This window comes from Paracoccus shandongensis, assembly GCF_017315735.1.
Taxonomy (GTDB): Bacteria; Pseudomonadota; Alphaproteobacteria; order Rhodobacterales; family Rhodobacteraceae; genus Paracoccus; species Paracoccus shandongensis.
In genome coordinates this window covers 41,912-48,291 of the sequence record NZ_JAFLRK010000027.1, presented here as the reverse complement: position 1 = coordinate 48,291, position 6,380 = coordinate 41,912, and the positions used below count along the sequence as shown (strand labels likewise).

The 6,380-nt window shown below is 67.0% G+C and carries 6 protein-coding genes and 1 riboswitch; all 6 genes read left to right on the top strand.

What is annotated here, in order from left to right; all coding sequences use genetic code 11:
- Positions 1–170: 170 nt before the first annotated feature.
- The 6 genes from tatC (at position 171) to JX613_RS14820 (ending at position 6,376) form a co-directional block, all read left to right on the top strand.
- Positions 171–1,019 carry a twin-arginine translocase subunit TatC gene (gene tatC / locus JX613_RS14845; RefSeq protein WP_207102246.1) on the top strand — a complete coding sequence of 283 codons (849 nt, stop codon included), beginning with the start codon at positions 171–173 and terminating at the stop codon, positions 1,017–1,019.
- Positions 1,016–1,873, top strand: a complete 858-nt coding sequence (locus tag JX613_RS14840; RefSeq protein WP_237168595.1) for an ATP-binding protein — start codon at positions 1,016–1,018, stop codon at positions 1,871–1,873. The genes tatC and JX613_RS14840 overlap by 4 nt, the downstream gene beginning before the upstream one ends.
- A 107-nt stretch (positions 1,874–1,980) precedes the next feature.
- Complete coding sequence (locus tag JX613_RS14835) at positions 1,981–4,929, top strand: hybrid sensor histidine kinase/response regulator (RefSeq protein ID WP_207102245.1); 2,949 nt, start codon at positions 1,981–1,983, stop codon at positions 4,927–4,929.
- A gap of 37 nt (positions 4,930–4,966) precedes the next feature.
- A riboswitch (FMN riboswitch) is annotated at positions 4,967–5,098 on the top strand.
- Positions 5,099–5,174: 76 nt separating this feature from the next.
- Positions 5,175–5,648, top strand: coding sequence for a 6,7-dimethyl-8-ribityllumazine synthase (locus JX613_RS14830; protein WP_207102244.1), 474 nt, complete (start codon positions 5,175–5,177; stop codon positions 5,646–5,648).
- A 93-nt stretch (positions 5,649–5,741) separates the two neighbouring features.
- Entirely contained in the window at positions 5,742–5,978 is a 237-nt protein-coding gene (locus JX613_RS14825) for a type II toxin-antitoxin system Phd/YefM family antitoxin (RefSeq protein ID WP_237168594.1), read from the top strand.
- A 5-nt stretch (positions 5,979–5,983) separates the two neighbouring features.
- Positions 5,984–6,376, top strand: a complete 393-nt coding sequence (locus JX613_RS14820; protein WP_336512312.1) for a type II toxin-antitoxin system VapC family toxin — start codon at positions 5,984–5,986, stop codon at positions 6,374–6,376.
- Positions 6,377–6,380 lie beyond the last annotated feature (4 nt).

Sequence of the window (6,380 nt, the reverse complement as noted above, 5' to 3'; positions counted from 1 at the left end):
TGGCGCCGGTGGACAGCCGGCCCGCTGACGCGCCCGCCGTGCCTGGGCCCGCCGTGCCCGCGCCTGCCGTCGCGTCACCGATGCAGGCGGCGAACGACCCCGTGGCCGCAGCGGGCGGCAGCCCGCGCCGCATCGCCGGGATCCGCCGTTCGGACATGAAGGACCACTAAGTGGCAACCCAACACGTCGATGAGCTGGACGACAGCTCGGCCCCGCTGATCGAGCACCTGAAGGAGCTGCGGACCCGGATCATCTGGTCCGCGCTGGCCTTCGTGGTGGCGATGATCCTGTGCTATATCGTCTGGAACCCGATCTACAACTTCCTGACCCGGCCGATCTGCGCCGCGCTTGAGGATCGGGGCCAGGAATGTGGCCTGATCCTGCTGAAGCTGCAGGAAGGCTTTACGGTCGCCATCCGCATTTCCTTTTTCGGGGGCTTCATCCTGGCCTTTCCGGTGATCGGATACCAGTTGTGGCGCTTTGTCGCGCCGGGCCTGTATCGCAGCGAAAAGCGGGCCTTCCTGCCGTTCCTGATTGCCTCTCCGCTGATGTTCGCGCTTGGCGCGGCCTTTGCCTATTACATCATCCTGCCCATGGTGTTCACATTCTTCCTGGGCTTCCAGCAGGGGCCGCTGGCGCTGCCGGACGATCCCGACACGGCGCAGGGGGCATCGCATCTGGCGGGGATCGTGTTCCAGGGATCGGTCAGCGAATACCTGAACCTGACCACGCGCTTCATCCTGGCCTTCGGGCTGTCCTTCCAGCTGCCGGTCGCGCTGGCGCTGATGGGCCGGGCGGGGCTTGTTTCTGCCGAAGCCCTGGCCAGTACGCGCCGCTATGCCGTGGTCGTCATCCTGGTGCTGGCCGCCTGCCTGACGCCGCCCGACGTGGGCAGCCAGCTGGTGCTGTTCTCGGTCATCTACGGCCTTTACGAGATCTCGATCCAGATCGTCCGCCGCATCGAGAAAAAGCGTGACGCCGAACTGCGCGCCGAGGGTCTGCTGGACGACGATGAATGATGCGTGACCTGACCGACACCGACGCCCTGGCCCGCATCGCCGCCGCGCTGGAACGGCTGGCCCCGCCGCCCGTGCCCGCGCCCTCCTTCACCGAGGCCGCGGCCTATGTCTGGCATCCCGATCCCGACCGGCTGGAGCCCGTGGACACGGTTTCCCGCGTCGATCTGGTGCAGCTGATCGGCATCGACCGGGCCAAGCAGATCCTGCTGGACAACACGCTGCAATTCGCGCGCGGCTTTGGCGCGAACAACGCCCTGTTGTGGGGCGCGCGGGGGATGGGCAAGTCGTCGCTGGTCAAGGCCGTCCATGCCGAGGCCGTGGCCCAGGGCCTGCCCCTGGTGCTGGTGGAAATCGCCCGCGACGACCTGGGCTCGGTCGCGCGGCTGCTGGCGATCCTGGGGCGCGCGAAGGACAAGCGGTTCCTGCTGTTTTCCGACGACCTGTCCTTCAGCCATGACGATACGCAGTACAAGTCGTTGAAGGCGGTTCTGGACGGCGGAATCAGCGGGCGGCCAGCGAACGTGATCCTCTATGCCACGTCGAACCGCCGCCACCTGATGCCGCGCGACATGATCGACAACGAACGCGCCACCGCCATCCACCCCGGCGAGGCGGTCGAGGAAAAGGTGTCGCTGTCCGACCGCTTCGGGTTGTGGCTGGGCTTCCACCCCTGTTCGCAGGACGAATACCTGGCGATGATCGCGGGCTATTGCGAGGCCTATGGCCTGGCGGTCGATCCCGCCACCCTGCGGGCCGAGGCGATCGAATGGCAGGCCACGCGCGGCGGCCGGTCGGGCCGGGTGGCCTGGCAGTTCTTCACCGACCTGGCGGGGCGGCACGGCCTTGCGGTCTAGGGTCTTCCCGGCAAGGTAATTTACGTGAAGGCACCCCACGTCGCGGCTTGCGGGTTTGCTTGTCCCTGCCTAGGTTCCGGCGACCCTTCTGGCCATCGCGGTGTATCATGACGACTGATCAGCTTTCCCGTTCGTGGCCCATCGGCGGCGGCGTCTGCGGCAGGCTGGTGCGGGACTTCGACTGGCGGCAAACCTCGTTGGGCCCCATCGACACCTGGCCCCGGCACCTGCGGATCAAGGTCAATTCGCTGGTCAACTCGCCGATCCCGCAGGTGCTGATGTGGGGACCGGATCACGTGATGATCTACAACGACAGCTATGTCGAGATCGCGGGGAACCATCACCCGCGTGCCCTGGGCGGCACCGTGCCCGCCATCTGGCCCGAAATCTGGGACTGGAACCGCCGGATCCTGGAACGCGGGCTGCGGGGCGAGGTGCAGGCCTTCCGCGAACAGCCGCTGGTCCTGAACCGCAACGGCACGCCGGAAGAGGTGGTCTTCGACCTGTTCTATACCCCCATCCACAGCGAGGACGGCGCCCGCGTCGATGGCGTCCTTTGCACCGTCCTGGACATCACCGACACCGTCCGCGCGCGCGAGGCCCTGGCCGAAAGCCGGGCCGAGCTTTACCACCTGTCCGACGCGCTGCCGATCCTGGTGGGCTTTCTGGACCGCGCGCTGGTCTTCCGCTTTGCCAACCAGTGCTATCTGGATGTCTTCGGCGTCACCCATGACCAGGTGATCGGCAAGCGCATCACCGACATCCTGGGGGCCGACCGGGGCGCCCAGACCGAGGAGATGCTGACCCGTGCCCTTGCGGGCGAGACGGTGAATGTGGATGCGACCGTCCATCTGCCCGGCAAGGGGGCCCGCGCCTTCGAGATGCGCTGCCTGCCCCGCACCGCGGGCGAGGGGCGGATCGACGGCGTTTACATGATCCTGATCGACATCGAGGATCGCAAGCAGACCGAAATCCAGCTGCGCGACAGCAACGACCGCTTCCGCGCCGCCGTGGATGCGATCCACAGCATCCTGTGGACCAACAGCGCCGATGGACGGATGGTCGGCGAACAGCGCGGATGGGCGGCCCTGACGGGGCAGGGGTTCGACGAATACCAGGATTATGGCTGGTCCGACGCAGTCCATCCCGACGACCGCGAGGGGACCGTCGGGGCCTGGCACCAGGCGCTGGAGGCGCGTTCCACCTTTGAATGGGAACACCGGGTGCGCTGCGCGGATGGCGAATACCGCATCTTCAGGGTCCGCGCCGTGCCGATCCTGGACCCCCGGGGCGCCGTCACCGAATGGGTGGGCGTCCACACCGACATCACCGAACAGCGCATGACCGAGGCGCAGTTGCAGGCCCAGGCCGAGGATCTGCAACGCCAGATCAACCACCGCCAGCGGGCCGAGGATCAGCTGCGCCAGTTGAACGAAACCCTGGAAGCCCGCGTCCGGGACGAGATCGAACAGCACCGCAAGACCGAAGCCGCGCTGCACCGCGCGCAGAAGATGGAATCCATGGGCCAGCTGACGGGCGGCGTGGCGCATGATTTCAACAATCTTCTCCAGGTGATCGCGGGCAATCTTCAGATGCTGTCAAAGGATGTCGAGGGCAACGACCGCGCGAACCAGCGGGTCGAGAACGCGCTGTCGGCCGTGGCGCGCGGGGCCAAGCTTGCCAGCCAGCTTCTGGCCTTCGGCCGCCGCCAGCCGCTGGAGCCCCGGGTCATCCAGCCCTGCCGCCTGGTGGCCGAGATGGACGAACTGCTGCGCCGGTCGCTGGGCGAGACGATCGAGGTCGAGGTGATCGTGCCCACGAACCTGTGGAACATCTGCGTGGACCGGGCGCAGCTGGAAAGCGCGCTGCTGAACCTGGCCATCAACGCCCGCGACGCCATGGACGGCCCCGGCCGCCTGACCATCGAGATGGGCAATACCCAGCTGGACGAGGCCTATGCCACGGCCGCGGGCGATGTCGCGGCGGGGGATTACGTCATGCTGGCCGTCACCGATACCGGCTGCGGGATGCCCCCCGAGGTGCTGGAGCGGATCTTCGATCCCTTCTATTCCACCAAGCCCGAGGGGCGCGGCACCGGCCTTGGCATGTCGATGGTCTATGGCTTCGTCAAGCAGTCGGGCGGCCATGTGTCCGTCTATAGCGAGCCGGGCGAGGGGACGACCGTGCGCATCTATCTGCCCCATTCCGAGAGCGAGGAGGAAACCGACGCGCCGGTCTATAACGGCCCTGTGGTCGGCGGCACCGAGACGGTGCTGGTGGTCGAGGATGACGAGGCCGTGCGCACCACCGTGGTCGATCTGCTGACCTCTCTGGGCTACACGGTGCTGACGGCCCGGGACGCGCAGGCGGGGCTGGCGGTCGTGGAAAGCGGGCTGCATATCGACGTGCTGTTCACCGACGTGGTGATGCCTGGCACCTTGTCCAGCCGCGACATGGCGCGCCGGGCGCAAGAGATCCTGCCGGGCCTCGGGGTGCTGTTCACCTCGGGCTATACGGAAAATTCCATCGTCCACGGCGGCAGGCTGGATCCGGGGGTTGAACTGCTGTCCAAGCCCTATCCGCGCGAGGCCCTGGCCCGCCGCTTGCGCCATGTCATCGCCAATGCCCAGCAGGCGGCCAAGGCGGCCGAGGCCCTGCGCGCCGCAGAGCCCGCGCCCGAGCCCGCGCCCGCCCCCGACCGGCCCGTCTCGATCCTGCTGGTCGAGGACAACGCCCTGATCCGCGCCGACACCGCCATCATGCTGGAGGAGATGGGCCACACCGTCGCCCAGGCCGGCAAGGCCGCGCCCGCGCTGGAACGGCTGCAAGGCCAGGGCTTCGACCTGCTGCTGACCGACCTGGGCCTGCCCGACATGAACGGCAACGACCTGGCGCAGCGCGCGGTGGAAATCCAGCCGGGGCTGGCCGTGGTCTATGCCACGGGCGACAGCCACCTGCCCCCGGGCTGCCCCGCGCAGACGGTCCTGTTGTGCAAGCCTTACGGCGAGGACCAGTTGCGCGGCGCGGTGCAGGAGGCGCTGGCCCGCATCGGCTGAGCCCCCTTGGCGAAAGGGGGGTTGCGTGCTATGCAAGATCCGTTCTCAGGGCGGGGTGCAATTCCCCACCGGCGGTCACAGCCCGCGAGCGCCCATCGGCAACGGTGGGGTCAGCAGATCCGGTGAAACTCCGGGGCCGACAGTATAGTCTGGATGAAAGAGAACCGTGGCCGCGTCCTTTCCCGAGGGGCGGTCATGGCTCATGTCCTGGGACCATACGCAAGTCAACGTAAGGTTCCTGAAAGATGACCCACAAGACCCCTCGCATCGCCTTTATCAAGGCCCGCTGGCATTCCGATGTCGTGGACCGCGCGCATGACGGTTTCCTTGCCGAACTGGGGCGCCTGATCCCCGGCGCCGAAGTCGTGGCCTATGACGTGCCCGGCGCCTTCGAGATGCCCTTGCTGGCGAAAAAGCTGGCCCAGACCGGGCGCTATGACGCCGTGGTCGCCGCCGCGCTGGTGGTGGACGGCGGCATCTACCGCCACGATTTCGTCGCCACTGCCGTCGTGACCGGGCTGATGACTGTCGGCCTGGAAACGGGCGTGCCCTGCTTCTCGGTCTCGCTGACGCCGCACAATTACCAGGAAACGGAATTGCTGACGGGCTTTTACCGCGACCACTTCGTCAAGAAGGGCGCCGAGGCCGCGCAGGCCGTCCACCAGATGCTGGACCTGGACGCCCGCATCGCCGCCGAGGGCCGCGCGGACGCGGCATGAGGAAAGGGCGCGCGGGGTTGGCCCGCGCGCCTTGCTTGACTCTCGCAGGATCATGGACCAGCCTTGGTCCATCCAATCTGCCAGGGGGTCGCCATGACGGTGCAGATGAATGTCGCCGAAGCCAAGGCCAGGCTGTCCGAGCTTCTTGCGGCGGTCGAAGCGGGCGAAGAAGTCATCATCGCCCGGGGAGGTGTTCCCGCCGCACGGCTGGTGCCCATCGCCAGGGCGGGCGTTCGCCTGGGCCTTCTGGAAGGCGTCGTGGATCCGGGCTCGGTCCCCGATTTCCTGGCACCCATGAGCAAGGAAGACCTTGCGGAGTGGGGTGCTTGAGCCATGTGCTTGTTGATACGCATGTGCTGGCCTGGTCGCTGGTCGCGCCTTCATTCCTGACGGCTGCGGCGCGAAGCTTGCTGGAAAGCGGGGCAACGATCCATGTCCCGCCCTGTGCCTTTCACGAGATTGCGTCAAAGGTGCGCAAGGGCAAGTGGGACGCCATGCTGCCTTATGCCCGCAGTCTCGACAGCCTGTGTTCGGCGCAGGGATTCAGCATCGCCCCCTATACGGCGCGCATGGCAATGCTGTCCGGGTCGATGGAATGGGACCATCCCGATCCCTTCGACCGCATGATCGCCGCGACCGCCATCGAAATGTCTTGTCCGCTGATATCGAAGGACACGGCCTTTGACGGGCTGATCGGGTTCGCGGGGTGGAAAGGCCGCATCTGGTAACGCG

Bases quoted from the DNA above. Each gene is read 5' to 3' on its own strand.
- JX613_RS14835 (WP_207102245.1), top strand. From the start codon at position 1,981: ATGACGACTGATCAGCTTTCCCGTTCGTGGCCCATCGGCGGCGGCGTC.
- JX613_RS14840 (WP_237168595.1), top strand. From the start codon at position 1,016: ATGATGCGTGACCTGACCGACACCGACGCCCTGGCCCGCATCGCCGCC.
- JX613_RS14825 (WP_237168594.1), top strand. From the start codon at position 5,742: ATGACGGTGCAGATGAATGTCGCCGAAGCCAAGGCCAGGCTGTCCGAG.
- JX613_RS14830 (WP_207102244.1), top strand. From the start codon at position 5,175: ATGACCCACAAGACCCCTCGCATCGCCTTTATCAAGGCCCGCTGGCAT.